This window comes from Bartonella sp. MR168JLCBS, from assembly GCF_042194175.1.
The window spans coordinates 313-631 of sequence record NZ_JBHIMP010000481.1; positions in this window are offsets into that span (position 1 = coordinate 313).

Genomic DNA, 319 nt, shown 5'->3' on the forward strand with positions numbered 1-319 from the left:
TTGTGATCTCCATCTTATGATAAAATTGATCTTTCTATTCTTGCCTTTATCGCTATTCACCGAATACACTCTTAAGAAGGTTTTTGAGGACAATGATTCCGTTACCAAGCTTATTTCATTGACACTGATAAGAAAAAGAGAGCTCTTACCAGCCCCTCACACAAGGACCACTCCCCTATAAAGTGCAGGCACGCATTCAAATTATCACTCAAGATAATAAAAAAGTTTGTAAGAAAACCCTATACACAACTAGAAAATCTTGTGCTTCACTATCTCTTTCAGAAAGATAACCGAAAAGAGCATCTCACCTATGGATTCA